Source organism: Actinoplanes sp. NPDC051405 (genome assembly GCF_055586185.1).
This window is the reverse complement of sequence record NZ_JBVJIR010000009.1, coordinates 163,724-178,286: the sequence shown is the minus strand read 5'-3', so window position 1 is coordinate 178,286 and position 14,563 is coordinate 163,724. Positions and strand designations below refer to the sequence as shown.

Sequence of the window (14,563 nt, the reverse complement as noted above, 5' to 3'; positions counted from 1 at the left end):
CTACCGGGCGGCGCGACGCGTCGTGGTCCGGTAGTTTCACCTCCGCACACGGATGCGGGGCGACAGGGGTTCAGATGATCACGCGGGAGGACGCCGAGGAGATCGCCGCCGGCTGGGCGCGCAGCGAGACCGAGCGCCGGGGGTACGAGTGCCTGCCCATGGTCTCCGAGTTCGACCTCGGTTTTGTGGTCTGGACGAAGCAGCCGCCCACCGTGCTGCCCATCCCCGGTGACGGCGCCCGCACGGTCATCGACCGCCAGACCGGTGCCCTGTCCACCTATCCCGGTGTGCCCGCCGAGGTGATCGCCGACCTCTACCGCACCCACCAGCCAAACGTGGTCGCCCAGCGCCGCACGGTCGATCCCGAGGTGGAGCTGCGCCGCAACGCCCGTCGCCGGCCGACGCCCACCACCGCCGCGCACCTGACCGTCGACGGCCGGCTGTTCATCGCCCGCGGCGCGAAGGGCGACCAGGAGATCGACCATCATCCGCTGGTCCGCGCCTATCTGGGGAGTCTGGAGCCCGGGCGGACGGTCCGCGGCACCGAACGCCACGCCGAGCTGATCGTGCTCTCCGACGCCCTGCACGAGGCGGACCGGCAGCGTGGTGAGCCGTTGACGCTGGACGAGGCCCGCGCATGGTTGCGCACCGCCGACTTCGAGGCCTACTACGTCCGGGACCGGGGTGACCCGCTGGGCGCGACCGCGGCGCGGCCGTGCGAGTCGTGCATCCTGACGCTCGTCGACTTCGCGCTGCTGCCGTGGTCACATCTGGCTTTTGTGGAGCCCTTCCGGCCGTACTCGGAGAACATCGCCCAGCCCGGTCGCTTCCCGGACCCGGTCGCCGGGGCCCTCGCCGACGCGGGCTGGCGCCCGATGCAGCCGGTGGTGGCCGAGGTGCTGGCCGACGGGATGATCGACGACGTGGTCAACGTGCCCGGCCTGCGGTTCCGGCACGTGCCGTTCCCGGCGGCCCGGGCCGCGATCATGGATTTCCCGGGCATCTTCTGCGGCCTGCGCGGCCCGGGGGTACGCCGCTGGGTCCGCTGGCTCAACCTCGAGCCCGTCGCGGCGGCGCACTCGGCGGACGTGCTGGGTGAGTTCGCCGAGGTGATCGGGGCGCCGCTGTTCCCCCTCGGCGTGGAGGCCAAGGGCGACGCGATCGTGGCGATCGACGAGCGCGGCCGGTTGTTCGCGCTGGACCAGGGCGGCGAGTGGTTCCTGGGCGAGACCCTGGACGAGGGCCTGCTCAGCCTGCTGACCGGCGACGGCCCGGCGGAACGCGTCCGCGACGACGGCACCTGGTAGGTCGTCAGCTCAGCAGCGGGAAGAGCTCCACGCGATCGCCCAGCGCTTCGCGGTCGTCGGTGGTCAGCCCTTCGCGGCCCGAGCACTTGAGCAGGGCTTCCGGCTCGGACCAGTAGTCAGGCAGGCCGTCGCCACCGGCCAGGCCGTCCACGGTGGACATCGCGATCGCCACGGCCTCGGGTGCCGGGTCGGGCGCGTCCGGCAACGACACGATCAGGTCGAGGTGGTGGATGACCGCCTCGGTGATCAGCGTGGCGATGAAGTCCGGGACCGGGAGCACCAGATTCTGCGTACGGATGACGCTCGTCGGGTCGGCCTGGCGGGCCGCGTACCCGGCGGCGGCGACCGTCTCGGTCCAGCGCTCGACGACGCCGTGCGGCCGGGTGAAGGCCGCGGCCGTGCGGCGGACCCACTGGGCGTGCGCGATGGCGCCGGTCTCGCCCGCACCCGGGAACGACCGGAAGTAGGTGACGAAGTCGGTGTCCGGCGGACCGTCGGCCGGCGTGGCCAACGCGACCAGGGCCCGCTGCGGATCGAGGCTCAGGTGCAGCAGCAGGTCGCAGATCGTCCAGCCGCGGCAGCCCGACGGCAGCAACAGGTCGAAGTCGTCGAGATCACGGACGACGGCCGTCACGCCGGCATAGGCGGCGGTCAAGGCCTCGGCGAGGGCGGCGGGCGCGGGGAGTCCCATGACTCAGCACCCTGGCACGCCGCGAGCCCGCCCGCATCCAGAAGGCGCGGGCGGGACTGCGGCTTGCGCGGGCCGGCTCAGCCGAAGAACTCGTTCAGGAAGCCCTTGTGCTTCTTGCGGCCGCGGTAGTGACCGTGGTGGCCCTGCTGGCGGTAGTGGCCGTGGTATCCGGCGGCGTACTGCGGCTGGGGCGCGCCGTAGGGGGCCGCGGCGGGGTACGCCGGCTGGCCGTAGGCGGGCGGCGGCGGAGACGCGTAGCCACCACCGTGGGGCGGCGGGGGCGGCGGGGCGTAGCCACCCGGCTGCGGAGCCGCGGGCGGGGCCTGCGCGGGGCGAGGGGCGGCGGGCGCTCCTCCCGGTCCGCTCCAGTTGGCCTCGGCCTCGAAGAGCTTCTCCAGCTCACCCCGGTCGAGGAAGATTCCCCGGCACTCGGTGCACTGGTCGACCGTGACGCCGCTGCGCTCGTAAACCCGCATCTCGCCATGACACTTCGGACAGGTCATCTGCATCTCACAAACGGTACAAGGCTGTGTCTCCGTGTGGTGCCGTACTTGCTGTGGGTCTGCTGAGTGCTGTGCCGAGGGCGGGCACCCAGACCAGCAGGGCCAGGGGGTAGAGCAGGTATCCGAAACGGGTCGTGGGCATCAGCAGGATCGCGGCCAGCAGGCCGTACCCGCAGAAGAGCGCAGCCGCCGCGGCCGTGTGCGGCGGCCGGCGGACGAGCACGACGGCGATCGCCAGGGCCACCGCGACCAGCAGGCCGATCGCGACATAACGACCGCCCGGCACCGCCTGGGTGATCAGGTAGCCGGGGAACGGCGACTGGGCCGGACTGGTCACCAGGCCGTGCCCGAGCGGGAAGCGGATCACGTTCTCGACGAACGCGTTCCCGTCGACCAGCAGCGCGGGCATCAGCGTCAGGAGCGGCAGGCCGAGGGCGCCGGGCAGGAAGCGGCGGCCGTTGCCGGTGGTGAGGGCGAGGACGGCGAGAACGACCACGATCGGCAGGGCGAAGAGCTTGAGGGCGGCGGCCGCGCCGACGGCGAGGCCCGCGGCGCCGTAGCGGCCGCCCGCCCACAAGGCCAGGGCCAGCAGGGCGAGAGCCAGGACCGGCAGGTCGTCGCCACCGGTGGCCAGGGTCAGGGCGCAGATCGGGAGTACGGTCGCAACCTGCACCGCTCGCACCAGGCTCGCGCCCCGCGGCAGCAGCCGGATCGCCACGATGAGCGCAGCCGCGGTCGCCACCGCGAACCAGACCCGGGCGTCGGTCCACCAGACGTCACCGAAGGCGGCGCGCGGCAGGCCGAAAACGGCCATACCCGGCTGGTACGGCGCATACCCCAGCAACTGCTCACCCGGCGGCAGCGCGGCGATCGCCTCCGGCCCCAGGTACGGCGTCCCGGTGCTCGCCAGCCGCTCACCCATGTGCTCGACGACCAGCACTTCCTCCTGCGCCCGGTCGGTACGCCCACCGGCCCGCTGCACCGCCTCGATCACCAGCGGCAGGATCGCCGTGCCGGCCCAGGCGGCCCAGGTCAGCGTCATCCGCCACCGTGGCCGCCGCAGCACCAGCTGCCCGGCCACCACCAGGAACGCGCCGAGGTAGGCCCAGGCGGCAACGGCACCCCAGGCCCGGTGCGGCAGCAACGTCGAGGTCAGCGCGGTCACCAGGGCGAACGCGGCGGCGAGGCCGTACAGCGCGGCGTCGGCGGCGAGGCCGTCCCGGGCCCGGTCGAGTCGCGCGAGCAGAGTCACGCGGGCAAGTGTGGCAGAGAAGACCTGCCCTGCCCCGGCGTCCGGCGCCGGGGCATCCGGACGACGGACCCGGCCGGATGCAGAGCCCCGGCCAGCACACCTGGACGTCCGCCGGAACCGCGCTGCAGCGTGGCCAGCAGCCGCCCGGAACGCATCGGACGCGCGAACAGGTGGCCCTGCCCCGCGACACAGCCCAGCTCCCAGAGCGCGAGACGCTGCGGCTCGCTCTCGACGCCCTCGGCGACGACCGTCAGGCGCAGGCTGCGCGCGAGGTCCACGGTCGAGCGGACCACAGCGGCGGCCTCGGACGAGGTCTCGACCGCCCGGACGAACCCACGGTCGATCTTGAGCTGGTGCACGGGCAGCCGGGACAGCACCGAGAGCGACGAGACGCCGGTGCCGAAGTCGTCGAGGGCCAGCCGTACGCCGGCATCGCGCAGCTCGTTGAGCGCCCGGTCGACGACGTCGAGCTGGCTCAGGGTGAGGGTCTCGGCCAGCTCGAGCACCAGCCGGTCGGCCGGCACGGCGTGCCGGCCGAGCTGGGCGAGCACGGCGGCCGGGAAGGTCTCGTCGAGCAGGCTGCGCGGCGAGACGTTGACCGCCACCGGCAGGTCGAAGCCGGCTTCGAGCCACATCCGGTACGCGGACAGCGACTGCTCCAGCACCGCGTTGACAAAGCCCGGCAGCTGCCCGGAGCGTTCGACGGTCTGCAGGAACTGCGTCGGGGTGAGGTGGCCGTGCTGCGGATGGTGCCAGCGGGCCAGCGCCTCGGCCGAGATCACCTCGCCGCTGCCCAGGTCGACGATGGGCTGGAAGTCCACGGTGAACTCGTGCTCGGCCACCGCGCGGGACAGCTCCCCGCCCAGCATGAGCCGGCCCACGTCGGCGGTGTCGCGCGCGTGTGCGTAGGTCGCCGTCCGCTGACCGCCGCGTTTCGCCTGGTACATCGCCACGTCCGCGCGGCGCATCAGCTCCTGGACGCCGCCGCTGCCGGGGGCCAGGGCGATGCCGCCGGCCGCCTGCACGGTGAGCTGCATGCCCTCGACCTCGATCGGCCGTTCCAGGCTGTCGAGCAGCACGGTGGCCCGGTGCGCCGCGACCGCGGGGGTGGGCAGGCCGGTGAGCAGCAGCGCGAACTCGTCGCCGCCGAGCCGGGCCACCAGGTCACCGGGCGCGGCCGCCTCCTCGAGGCGCTTGGCGACCTCCCGCAGCACGTCGTCACCGGCGGTGTGCCCGAGCGTGTCGTTGACTTCCTTGAAGTGGTTGAGGTCGATCAGCAACAGGGCGAAGATGCCGTCGGTGTTGCGCGCCTCGAAGATCGTTCTCGCCTGTTCCAGCAGCTCGCGGCGGTTGGCCAGGCCGGTCAGCGGGTCGTGCGCGGCGGCGTACGCGTTCTCGGCGTTGATCCGCTTGAGCTCGGCGTAGGCCCGGGCGTTCTGCACCGCGGTGTAGAGCGAGGAGGCGAACGTCTGGAGTTTGTACTTCTCGGAATCGCTCAGCTTGACCGACTTGCGGAAGAGCAGCCGTAGTACGCCGATCCTCTCGTTCTCCGGGCCCCGCAGGTCTTCCTCGATGACCTCCCCGGTCCGAGCGGGCGCTTCGGTGGCCGGTCCCTCGTAGGAGATCCGGCTCGCCGAGCCTCGCACCAGCCGCGGTGGACTGACGTCGCGTAGCTCGATCTCGGCACCGTCAGCCGAGAACAGCTCGGGAACCCGGGTCACAGCCGCGTGCAGGACCCCGGTGAGATCCGTGACGTTGAGCTGGCCGGTGCTGGCCGCGAGGCGTTGCCAGGCCTCCTGGTCGACGCGTTGCCGGATCTGGTTCTTCGTGGCGAACTGCAGGGCGAGCATCGCCGGCACCATCGCCGCGATGAACAGGGGCTCGCTCTTGACCACGTACAGAACCAGCAGGGCGACGGCGACATTGATCAGCCGGACGACCGCGACGACGTCCCAGTTGCGCTTGAACGACTGCAGCCACGACGTGCGGGTCGCCAACGCCACCACAGTGTGGGAGAGCAACTCGTCCACGACGGCGTAAGCGAGCGAGGCCAGCACGAGAGCGGCGACGAGACGGGGCCCGAACTCGACCGCGAAGGTCAGGTTCGTCGGTGGCCGGATGCCGGCCAGGTTCGCGGCGGCGCCCGCGGCCGCGGCGGCGAGCACGTTCTTCGCGACACTGAAACTGATCTTGAGGGAGTCGCGCAGGAAGGCCTTGGCGATCAGGATGCCCAGCGCCGTACAGATCAGGGCCAGGGGCAGCGGCACCGTGGCCACCGCGACGAGGATCGAGCCCGAGGTCGAGGTGAAAGTGTGGTGGTCCGACCGGACCCGCATCTCGATGAGCCGGGAGGTGGCCGACGCGACGATGACGGTCAGTGCGGTGACATAGAGCAGTTGTCCGGGCGCGACAGCGGTGAGGGCGCCGGCAGCCCAGATCAGGCAGCACAGACCCCCGAACACGACGAGACCGACATACAGCCGGAGCTGCCTGTCGGTCTTCGCGTCGTTCACTGCGGACTTCCCATACCCCATGGTGACCTGTCGCCCGTACGGGCTGTCAATGGCTGGGTCTACCTGGGTGACGGTACCGGCTTCAGCTCCACTCGTGCTCACGCATCGCACACCTCCGCTCCCGTGAATGCGCGGCGGCCATTGTGTGGCGCCGGCGCGACGAATTCCTTAGATCTGAGCTCGCGTTTCTGACCAAAGGTTAGGAACGATGAGCAGATCTGTGAAGAAGGATTTGTCGCTCGTTTCACGAATTGCGAGTATCGCGACGAATGTACCGAATGTGTAGCGAAGGAATAACGCTCCGCATGCAATCGGTATGGCTGGGTGCCCCGGTCCCATACCGGCCAAACGTCGGCAAATGCCCTGCTCCGGTGGTGGGTGGTCGAAGTGAATGTACTTCTGTCGACGCGGCTTCGCTGCGGTGAATAGCGCACGATGGCCCAATTCACCGCGCGGAACGGATTGCGAATCAAAATGGCTACGCAAAGTTGGTGATCGCTGACGAAGCGAGAGGATCCGCGGGGTTAATAAGGGACCGCACCGCCACCCTCGATACGCTGTACGGGTGACGAACGCAGCGAAAATGACGCATGTCGACGCCCATGGGGCCGCCCGCATGGTGGACGTGACGGCCAAGGACGTGACCGAGCGCCTGGCCGTCGCCGCCGGCCGGCTCAGCACGACGCCGGAAGTCGTCGCTCTGCTGCGCGGCGACGGCCTGCCGAAGGGTGATGCCCTCGCCGTCGCGCGGATCGCCGGGATCATGGGCGCCAAGCGCACGCCCGACCTCGTGCCGCTGTGTCACCCGATCGGGCTGCACGGGGTCACCGTCGACCTCAGCATCACCGACACCGGCGTCGACATCACCGCGACGACCAGGACAGCCGACCGCACCGGCGTCGAGATGGAGGCGCTGACCGCCGTCGCCACCGCCGGGCTGGCGCTGATCGACATGGTCAAGGCCGTCGACCCGGCGGCGAGCATCGAAGCCGTACGGGTGCTGCGCAAAGAGGGCGGCAAGACCGGCCAGTGGCTGCGCCCGCAGGACCGCTCGTGATCCGCGCCCGCGTCATCGTCGCCTCGAACCGCGCCGCGGCCGGCGTGTACGCCGACACCAGCGGTCCCCTGCTCGTCAACGGGCTGCGTGACCTGGGCTGCGAGGTGGACCCGGAGCCGGTCGTGGTGCCCGACGGCGAACCGGTGGCCGAGGCGCTGCGAGCCGCCGTCGCGGACGGGATCCAGGTGGTGCTGACCAGCGGTGGGACGGGTGTCACTCCGACCGACCGGACCCCCGAGGCGACCCGTCCGCTGCTCGACTTCGAGGTGCCCGGGATCGCCGAGGCCATCCGGGCATACAGCAGGGAAAAGGTGCCGTCGGCGGCGTTGTCCCGCGGCCTGGCCGGGGTGGCGGGCCGCACGCTGGTGGTCAACCTGCCCGGCTCGACCGGCGGCGCACGCGACGGCCTGGCCGTGCTCGGGCCGATCCTTGTCCACACCGTCGCCCAGATCGGCGGCAGCGACCATAAGCTCTCGGGGTGAGCGCAGACAGCATCCCGGTCGACTGGGACAAGGCACGCACGTTCGGATACGAAGCCGGCCGGGCAGTGGCCGGTCCTGCCGAGGATGTGCCGCTCGCCGTGGCCGACGGCCGTACCCTCGCTGATCCTCTGGTCGCGCTGACCGACCTGCCCGCGTTCCCGACGTCGAGCATCGACGGCTGGGCCGTCCGCGGCGCGGCGCCCTGGCGGCCGACCGGCCGCGTGCTGGCCGGCGGCGCGGCGGCCCCGCTCACCGCCGACGGCACCTGCGTCGAGATCGCCACCGGCGCGATGGTCCCCGAGGGTGCCGAAGCCCTGATCCGCGTCGAGGAGTCGACCCGCGACGCCGAGGGCCGGGTCAGCGGCGCACCCCGCCCCCAGCCCGAGTGGCGGATGCCCGGTGACGAGGCCCGCCGCGGCGAGCAGCTGCTGGCGGCCGGCACCCCGGTCGACCCCGCGGTCCTCGGCATGGCGGCGACCTGCGGGTACGACCGGATCCCGGTCCGCCCGCAACCCCGCGCGGCCCTGCTGGTCTTCGGCGACGAGCTGCTCACCAGCGGCCCACCGGGAGCCGGCCGGGTCCGTGACTCGCTGAGCCCGCTGGTCCCCGCCTGGCTGCGCCGCTACGGCGCGACTGTCAGCCCCGGGGCGGTGCGCGGCCCCGTGCGGGACACCCTCGAAGCGCACGTCGCCGCGATCCGCGAGGCACTGACGATCGCCGACGTGATCTGCACGACCGGCGGCACGATGAACGGCCCGGTTGACCACCTGCACCCGGCCCTGGCCGAGCTCGGCGCGGAATACGTGATCAACACGGTCGCGGTCCGCCCCGGCTTCCCGATGCTGCTGGCCAAGGTGCCGTCCCCGGACGGCCGCTACCGTTTCCTGGCCGGCCTGCCCGGCAACCCGCAGTCGGCCGTGATCGCCCTGATCACCCTGGTCGCCCCGCTGCTGGCCGGCCTGCACGGCCGGGAGCTGCCGCCGCTGCGCAAGGTCGAGCTGACCACGCCGGTCCCGGGCCGCGGCGGCTTCACCCACCTGGCCCTGGCCGCCCTCGACCAGGACGGCCGCCGGGCCACCCCGGTCGGCCACGTCGGCTCGGCAATGCTGAGAGGCCTGGCCACCGCCGACGGCTTCGTCGTGGTTCGCCCCGACACCGAAGCGGCCGCCGGCGACCTGGTTCCGTTCCACCCCCTGCCGCTGTATCCGGGAGAGCGCCCGTGACCACCACCGAGACAGTCCGGATCGCCGAGGTCCACGACACGACCCTGGACCTGGCCGCCCACGAGAAGGCCGTGGCGGACCCCCGAGCCGGCGCGGTCGTGTCCTTCCAGGGCGTGGTCCGCGACCACGACGACGGCAAAGGCGTGACGCTGCTGGAATACGAAGGCCACCCGACCGCGGCGGCGGTGCTGCGCGAGGTGGCGGAAGAGATCGCGGCCGACCCGGATGTCTACGCGGTGGCGGTGTCGCACCGGGTGGGAGTGCTGGGCATCGGAGACGTGGCGCTGGTGGCGGCGGTGAGCACGGCCCACCGGGCGGCGGCGTTCACGGCGTGCGCGCGGCTGGTGGACGAGGCCAAGGCCCGCCTGCCGATCTGGAAACGGCAGGTGTTCACCGACGGCAGCGAGGAGTGGGTGAACTGCCCCTGAGCATCGGCGGGCAGGTTCGCCGGTTCACCTCCACCGGGCGCGGCTCAGCGGCCCGGGTCGCGTGGCGGGGGAATGGCTGTCGCCGGCAGCGGACCACCCGGCCGGTTGCTCGCCGGCCCCACCCGCCGGGCAGGACCCGGGCTGGCGCCCGCCGGACCGCCGCCCGCCGAGCGGCCGCCACCTCCACCGCCCAGACCAGCGGAGGCCGGCTTCCGGCGTGCTCCAGGAGAGACCCGCCCCAACCACCGATTGATCGGAAACGCCGGCGCCACCCCCGGACGCCAGGGCAACGCGTTGACCAGCAGAATCAAGGCCAGCGCATAACAGTTGTCCGAGAACGAGTCACGCAGACTCCACATCGGAGCCAGCACGAACAGCAGATACGTCATCCCGGCGACCACTGCGAAGGTCATCCCAGGCCGGCGACCGGGCGGCCGCCGCTGCGACGTCACCCGCCGCCGCGCCGCCGCGTCGATCAGGATCAGCACCGCCGGCAGGATCCAGATCAGTTCGTGGGTGTCGGTCACCGGGCCCACGATCGCCACCGTCAGCCCGACCAGCGTGAACGCGGCGATCTCGTCCCCGTCCGCGTGGGCCGCGCGTGCGCGGATCAACCCGACCGCGATCAGCAGCAACGAGAACGACAACCACAAGAGCACCGGCGCTGTCGCGGAGTCGTAGATCCGGGCCAGCACGCCGGCCAGCGACTGGTTGGCGATCGCGTCGACCGGCCCGGTGCGGTCGATGCGCCACAGCACCTCGCCGAGCCAGGCGGCAGTCTCCCGAGGACTGATCAGCCAGGCGGCAAGCGCCGCGCTCAGAGCGGTGCCCGTTGCGGTCAGCGCTGCCCGCCACTGTTTGGTCACCGCCAGGTACACGATGAAGAAAGCCGGAGTCACCGCCAGCGCCGTCGCCAGCCCCACCCCGAGGCCGGCCCAGGCGCCGGTCGACCATCCGCGGCGCAGCAGGTCGCCCGGGGTGCGGCCGCGCGGCGGTGAGGATGCCGGCCGGCCCGGCCACCACGCCGCCCGGCTGAGCGCCCACGCGCTTCGGCGCAGCGCCACGATGTCCGCGGTGACCAGGCCGAACGCGAGCAGGTCGAGCGTGCCGAGCCCGAGGGCGGCGCGTACCGGCTCGATGGTCAGGGCCAGGGCGCTCGCGGCCAGCACGACCGGCCAGGGGCGGCGGCCGTAGCGTCGTGCCACCGGGCTGACCAGCGCGATCATCGACAGGCCGAGGGCCGCCACTCCGGCGAGGGCGGTCAGCCAGCCGGCGAGCGGCAACGGCAGGAACACCGCGGGGGAGACGACGAACAACGCCGGCGGTGGCAGTGCGGTGCCGAGGTGGGTCAGCGGCGAGCGGTACGCGTACAGGCCGTCGCCGGCGAGGGCGTGGATGATCGCCGCCCGGTCCACGGCGAGGCCGCTGAAGCCGTACCGCTGGGCGATCGTGGTGATCGCGGCCAGGATGCCGACCCACGCGAGCAGGACCACCAGGCACCTGGTCGTGGCCGGACGCGCGGCAGTCCGCCTCGCGGGCATGGCGCGACCTCCCCGTAGCTCGACCCGGCGGCACGGCGCCGGTCTCGAGCGCGCCGCCGCCCTGGTGCTTCGACGGCTTAACGCCGGGCGAGCCCGTTAGGTGATTTACCCGGGGATCTTGCGCGCGGCGGCCGCGGAGACAGTGGCGATCTTGGCTTCGCGCCGGGCTGTCCGCACCGCGCGGCGCACCGAGCGTTGCGAGCGGTCCACCGCGTGGCTGGTCCGATAGCCGATGCCGGGCTTGCCCTGGGTGTCGACGGCGGCGAGCAGCAGGCCGCCGAGCAGACCGAGGTTCTTCAGGAAGTCGGTCTGGTGCTGCGCGCGCTGCGGTTGCGGATAGGTCCAGAACGGATGCCCGGCGAAGGTGGTCGGCACCAGGCCGGCGGCGAGCGCGAGGGCGGCCGGCCGGGTGAGGCGGCCGCTGGCCAGCAGCAGTCCGGCGACGACGTCGGACGCGGCCTTGGCCCGCACGAGGTCGCGCGCTTCGGTGGGCAGGCGCGGATCAACCTTCTCGATCAGCGGCGCGACCTTGTCGGTGATCCGCTTGGCCGCGGTGACCTTGGCATCCGGGTCGAGCACGACGCGGAGGCCGCTGACCACGAAGATCGCACCGAGCATGGCACGGGCTGCAGTACGCACAGGCTTCATAACCCTCGTTATACCCGGATCCGCGCCGGTGTGCCGGGTGAGTGGTGGACAGGGCTCCTGACCGGCCACCGTAGGCTTTCCGAGCATGACAGAGGTGCGGATCGAGCAACCTGAGGATGCCGACGGCATTCGCCGTCTGCTGGAGTCGGCGTTCGGCGGTGAGGCTGAGGCCCGGCTGGTCGCGGCTCTGCGGCCGACCCACGCCTGGCTGCCCGAGTTTTCCGTCGTCGCCGAGGAAAACGGCCGCCTGGTGGCGTTCGCGCTGCTCAGCAGGGTGATGGTCGGGGGCGAGGAAGCGCTCGCGCTGGGGCCGGTGGCCGTCACGCCCGAGCGGCAGCGACAGGGGCTCGGCACCAGCGTTGTCCGGGACGCGCTGCGGCGGGCCACCGAGGCGCGGGAACGGCTCGTGCTGGTGCTCGGCGAACCGGCGTACTACCGGCGGTTCGGGTTCGTGCCGGCTGCGCCGTACGGGATCACCAGCGAATGGTCCTCGGCCGGCGACGCCTGGCAGGTCCTGGCCCTGCGGCCGGTCGAGGCCCGCTACCCGTCGGCCTGGCGCCTCGTCTGAGCCACGCTAGGGCTGGGTGCGCAGATACCGCCCGAAGTGCGGCACGGTGAACGCCACCGTCCCCCGCTCGCCCGAGTAGATCAGGCCCTTCTTGATCAAGGCGTCCCGGGCCGGCGACAGGCTGGCCGGGCGCCGGGACAGCGCGGCGGCGATGTCAGCGGTCGGCACGGCGGCGTCCATGTCGTTGCCCGAGTCGCCGGAGAGGGAGGCCATCGCGCGCATGTACTCGCGTTCGGCCGGGGTGGCGCGCTCGAAGCGGGAGCCGAAGAAGCCGACCGCCAGCTCCGCCTCGGCCTCCGGCGCCGCCACCCGGACGTCCTCCGCGGTCACCGGCGACGTCGGCGCGTGGTCCCAGGTCGCCTTGCCGTACGCCTGCACGAAGTACGGATATCCGCCCGACTTGTCGTAGAGCAGGTCCAGCGCCTTGGGCTCGTACTCGACGTCCTCGCGGGCGGCGGGCGCGCACAGGGCCAGGTCCGCGGCGATCCGGTCGAGGCGGTCGATGCGCTGGTACCGGAAGAGGCGCTCCGAGTAGGACTTTGCCGCGGACAGGACGGCCGGCAGGTGGGGCAGGCCGGCGCCGACGACGATGAGCGGTGCGCCGAGCTGGGACAGCTCGTGGCAGGCGGCGCACAGCGCGGACACGTCCGTCGGGCCGAGGTCCTGCATCTCGTCGATGAACAGGGCGATGCCGGTGCCCACGTCCGTGGCCAGCGACGCGGCGTCGGTGAACAGCTCGACCAGATCGATCTCGATGTCGCCGGAGTCGGCGCGACCCCGGGCGGCCGGCACGTCGATGCCGGGCGTCCAGCGGTCGCGCAGTTTTGCCGAGGAGTCGTTGGCCCGCAGCGCGAAGGCCTTGAGGACGGCCAGCACCTCGTCGACCCGTTCCGGGTTGCGGTGGTGCGGGGTCAGCTCGCGGATCGCCATGTGCAGCGCGGCGGAGACCGGGCGGCGCAGCGACTGATCCGGCCGCGCCTCGATCTTGCCGGTGCCCCAGAGCCGGCCGATGGCGGCCGAGCGCAGGGTGTTGAGCAGGACGGTCTTGCCGACGCCGCGCAGTCCGGTCAGGACCAGGCTGCGTTCGGGACGGCCCCGGGCGACGCGTTCCAGGACGACGTCGAAGGCGTCCAGCTCACGGCCGCGACCGGCCAGCTCGGGCGGGCGTTGGCCGGCGCCGGGCGCGTACGGGTTGCGGACCGGATCCACGGATAGCACCGTATCGGGCTCTCTAGCCGAAAAGCTAGAGTTCGCAATCGAACGCTCTCTACGAGTGTCTAGCGTCAGCCCTAGAGAGCGCTAGTCGACCCCATACTCCTTGAGGCACAGCACGAAGTCGAGACTGTCCAGCTCGCTGTCGTAGAAGTACCACTTCGTGTACTTTTGAACCTTGCTGCACTTGGACTCGGCGTCAGCCTCGCCGGTGGTGCGGCCGTCGACGCGCCTGAGCACCTGGTAGGTGCCGCTGGCGCAGGCCACGATCTTGAGGTCGGGGCTGTCGTCCGCCGTACCCTCGTTGCGCACGCACTGGCCTTTGCCCACGAAGCGCGCGTCTTCGCTGCTCTGCGGCTCGGGCACCGAGCCGTTGGTGGCGCTCGCCGACGCGGTGGGCTGGGCCGACCGCCCGGCCTCCGGGTTGCCGGCCCGCTGCACCAGCCAGCCCGCGGTCGCCAGCCCGCCGATGATGAGCAGAGCGAGCACGACCACCAGAGCGATGATCGGAGTGTTGCGCTTGCGCGGCGGTGGCGCCGGCGGCTGCTGCCAGACCGGCGGCACGCCGTTCATCGGCGCCACGGGATAACCACCGTGGAAGCCCGCGGAATTCTCCTGCGAGGGCGGCACCGACATCGGCTGGCCACCCCAGGCCGTCTCGGGCACCGGCGACGGATGCGTCGCGGCGTCACCCCACGGATCGGCCGGCTCGGTGTACGGCTCGTCGGAACCCGGCGGTCCGCCGGCCGACCAGCCCTGGCCGGGGTAGGGGCCGTTCTGCGACATCGGGGTTCCTCCAGGCGCGGGTTCGCTGTACGCCACCGTAGCGTGCACGCCCGGCTCGTTCTCTCCCGGAATCGCGCCGACCTGGGCTCAACTCGGCTACAACAGGGCCATTCGCCTCGTCTGTCGGCAACGCGACCCGCGCGGGGGACGCCGGACCACTACCGTTCAGCCCCATGTCGTTCACGGTGACGGTTTGCGCGGCGATCTTCGGCGGCGCTTCGGCCGCCTTCGTCCCCCGCCTGGCGCACCGCCTGGCGGTGCCCCGCGGCAGCCGGCCGCGATCGACCTGCGCTGACTGCACGGCCGATCTACCGACCTGGGTACGGGCGGGAGCATCGTGCGACTGTGCCCG

At 72.2% G+C, this 14,563-nt stretch carries 14 protein-coding genes; 6 read left to right on the top strand and 8 right to left on the bottom strand.

Annotated features, from left to right (window positions below):
* The first annotated feature begins 74 nt into the window (after positions 1–74).
* Positions 75–1,307: an SUKH-3 domain-containing protein gene (locus ACZ6S4_RS20850; protein ID WP_465476527.1), complete on the top strand. Its 1,233-nt coding sequence runs from the start codon at positions 75–77 to the stop codon at positions 1,305–1,307.
* A 4-nt stretch (positions 1,308–1,311) separates the two neighbouring features.
* Here the strand turns inward: ACZ6S4_RS20850 and ACZ6S4_RS20845 are convergent, their stop codons facing one another.
* The 4 genes from ACZ6S4_RS20845 to ACZ6S4_RS20830 all read right to left on the bottom strand — a co-directional run bounded on the left by ACZ6S4_RS20845 (position 1,312) and on the right by ACZ6S4_RS20830 (position 6,287).
* Complete coding sequence (locus ACZ6S4_RS20845) at positions 1,312–1,998, bottom strand: maleylpyruvate isomerase N-terminal domain-containing protein (RefSeq protein ID WP_465476526.1); 687 nt, start codon at positions 1,996–1,998, stop codon at positions 1,312–1,314.
* A gap of 77 nt (positions 1,999–2,075) precedes the next feature.
* A complete protein-coding gene (locus ACZ6S4_RS20840; protein WP_465476525.1) occupies positions 2,076–2,507 on the bottom strand; it encodes a TFIIB-type zinc ribbon-containing protein in 432 nt (143 codons plus the stop codon).
* Position 2,508: 1 nt separating this feature from the next.
* Positions 2,509–3,753: a glycosyltransferase 87 family protein gene (locus tag ACZ6S4_RS20835; protein WP_465476524.1), complete on the bottom strand. Its 1,245-nt coding sequence runs from the start codon at positions 3,751–3,753 to the stop codon at positions 2,509–2,511.
* On the bottom strand, positions 3,750–6,287 hold the full coding sequence (locus ACZ6S4_RS20830; protein ID WP_465476523.1) for a putative bifunctional diguanylate cyclase/phosphodiesterase: 2,538 nt from the start codon (positions 6,285–6,287) through the stop codon (positions 3,750–3,752). The genes ACZ6S4_RS20835 and ACZ6S4_RS20830 overlap by 4 nt, the downstream gene beginning before the upstream one ends.
* A gap of 562 nt (positions 6,288–6,849) precedes the next feature.
* Here ACZ6S4_RS20830 and moaC point away from each other — a divergent pair.
* Genes moaC through ACZ6S4_RS20810 form a run of 4 tightly spaced genes read left to right on the top strand, consistent with a single transcriptional unit; the run spans position 6,850 to position 9,456 of the window.
* A complete protein-coding gene (gene moaC / locus ACZ6S4_RS20825; protein WP_465476641.1) occupies positions 6,850–7,323 on the top strand; it encodes a cyclic pyranopterin monophosphate synthase MoaC in 474 nt (157 codons plus the stop codon).
* Entirely contained in the window at positions 7,320–7,805 is a 486-nt protein-coding gene (locus tag ACZ6S4_RS20820; RefSeq protein ID WP_465476522.1) for a MogA/MoaB family molybdenum cofactor biosynthesis protein, read from the top strand. The genes moaC and ACZ6S4_RS20820 overlap by 4 nt, the downstream gene beginning before the upstream one ends.
* The gene (locus tag ACZ6S4_RS20815; RefSeq protein ID WP_465476521.1) at positions 7,802–9,028 is read left to right on the top strand and encodes a molybdopterin molybdotransferase MoeA; all 1,227 of its coding nucleotides are present in this window, start codon (positions 7,802–7,804) and stop codon (positions 9,026–9,028) included. Before ACZ6S4_RS20820 ends, ACZ6S4_RS20815 begins: the two co-directional genes overlap by 4 nt.
* Positions 9,025–9,456, top strand: coding sequence for a molybdenum cofactor biosynthesis protein MoaE (locus ACZ6S4_RS20810; RefSeq protein WP_465476520.1), 432 nt, complete (start codon positions 9,025–9,027; stop codon positions 9,454–9,456). The genes ACZ6S4_RS20815 and ACZ6S4_RS20810 overlap by 4 nt, the downstream gene beginning before the upstream one ends.
* 44 nt (positions 9,457–9,500) lie before the next feature.
* Here the strand turns inward: ACZ6S4_RS20810 and ACZ6S4_RS20805 are convergent, their stop codons facing one another.
* Together ACZ6S4_RS20805 and ACZ6S4_RS20800 are read right to left on the bottom strand one after the other, a co-directional pair.
* Positions 9,501–10,997, bottom strand: coding sequence for a glycosyltransferase 87 family protein (locus ACZ6S4_RS20805; RefSeq protein WP_465476519.1), 1,497 nt, complete (start codon positions 10,995–10,997; stop codon positions 9,501–9,503).
* A 105-nt stretch (positions 10,998–11,102) separates the two neighbouring features.
* Entirely contained in the window at positions 11,103–11,645 is a 543-nt protein-coding gene (locus ACZ6S4_RS20800; protein ID WP_465476518.1) for a DoxX family membrane protein, read from the bottom strand.
* Between the two features lie 85 nt (positions 11,646–11,730).
* Here ACZ6S4_RS20800 and ACZ6S4_RS20795 point away from each other — a divergent pair, with 85 nt between their 5' ends.
* Positions 11,731–12,213: a GNAT family N-acetyltransferase gene (locus ACZ6S4_RS20795; protein WP_465476517.1), complete on the top strand. Its 483-nt coding sequence runs from the start codon at positions 11,731–11,733 to the stop codon at positions 12,211–12,213.
* A gap of 6 nt (positions 12,214–12,219) precedes the next feature.
* Here the strand turns inward: ACZ6S4_RS20795 and ACZ6S4_RS20790 are convergent, their stop codons facing one another.
* Together ACZ6S4_RS20790 and ACZ6S4_RS20785 are read right to left on the bottom strand one after the other, a co-directional pair.
* Complete coding sequence (locus ACZ6S4_RS20790) at positions 12,220–13,422, bottom strand: ATP-binding protein (RefSeq protein ID WP_360546582.1); 1,203 nt, start codon at positions 13,420–13,422, stop codon at positions 12,220–12,222.
* 90 nt (positions 13,423–13,512) lie between these two features.
* On the bottom strand, positions 13,513–14,211 hold the full coding sequence (locus tag ACZ6S4_RS20785) for an LppU/SCO3897 family protein (protein WP_465476516.1): 699 nt from the start codon (positions 14,209–14,211) through the stop codon (positions 13,513–13,515).
* Positions 14,212–14,563 lie beyond the last annotated feature (352 nt).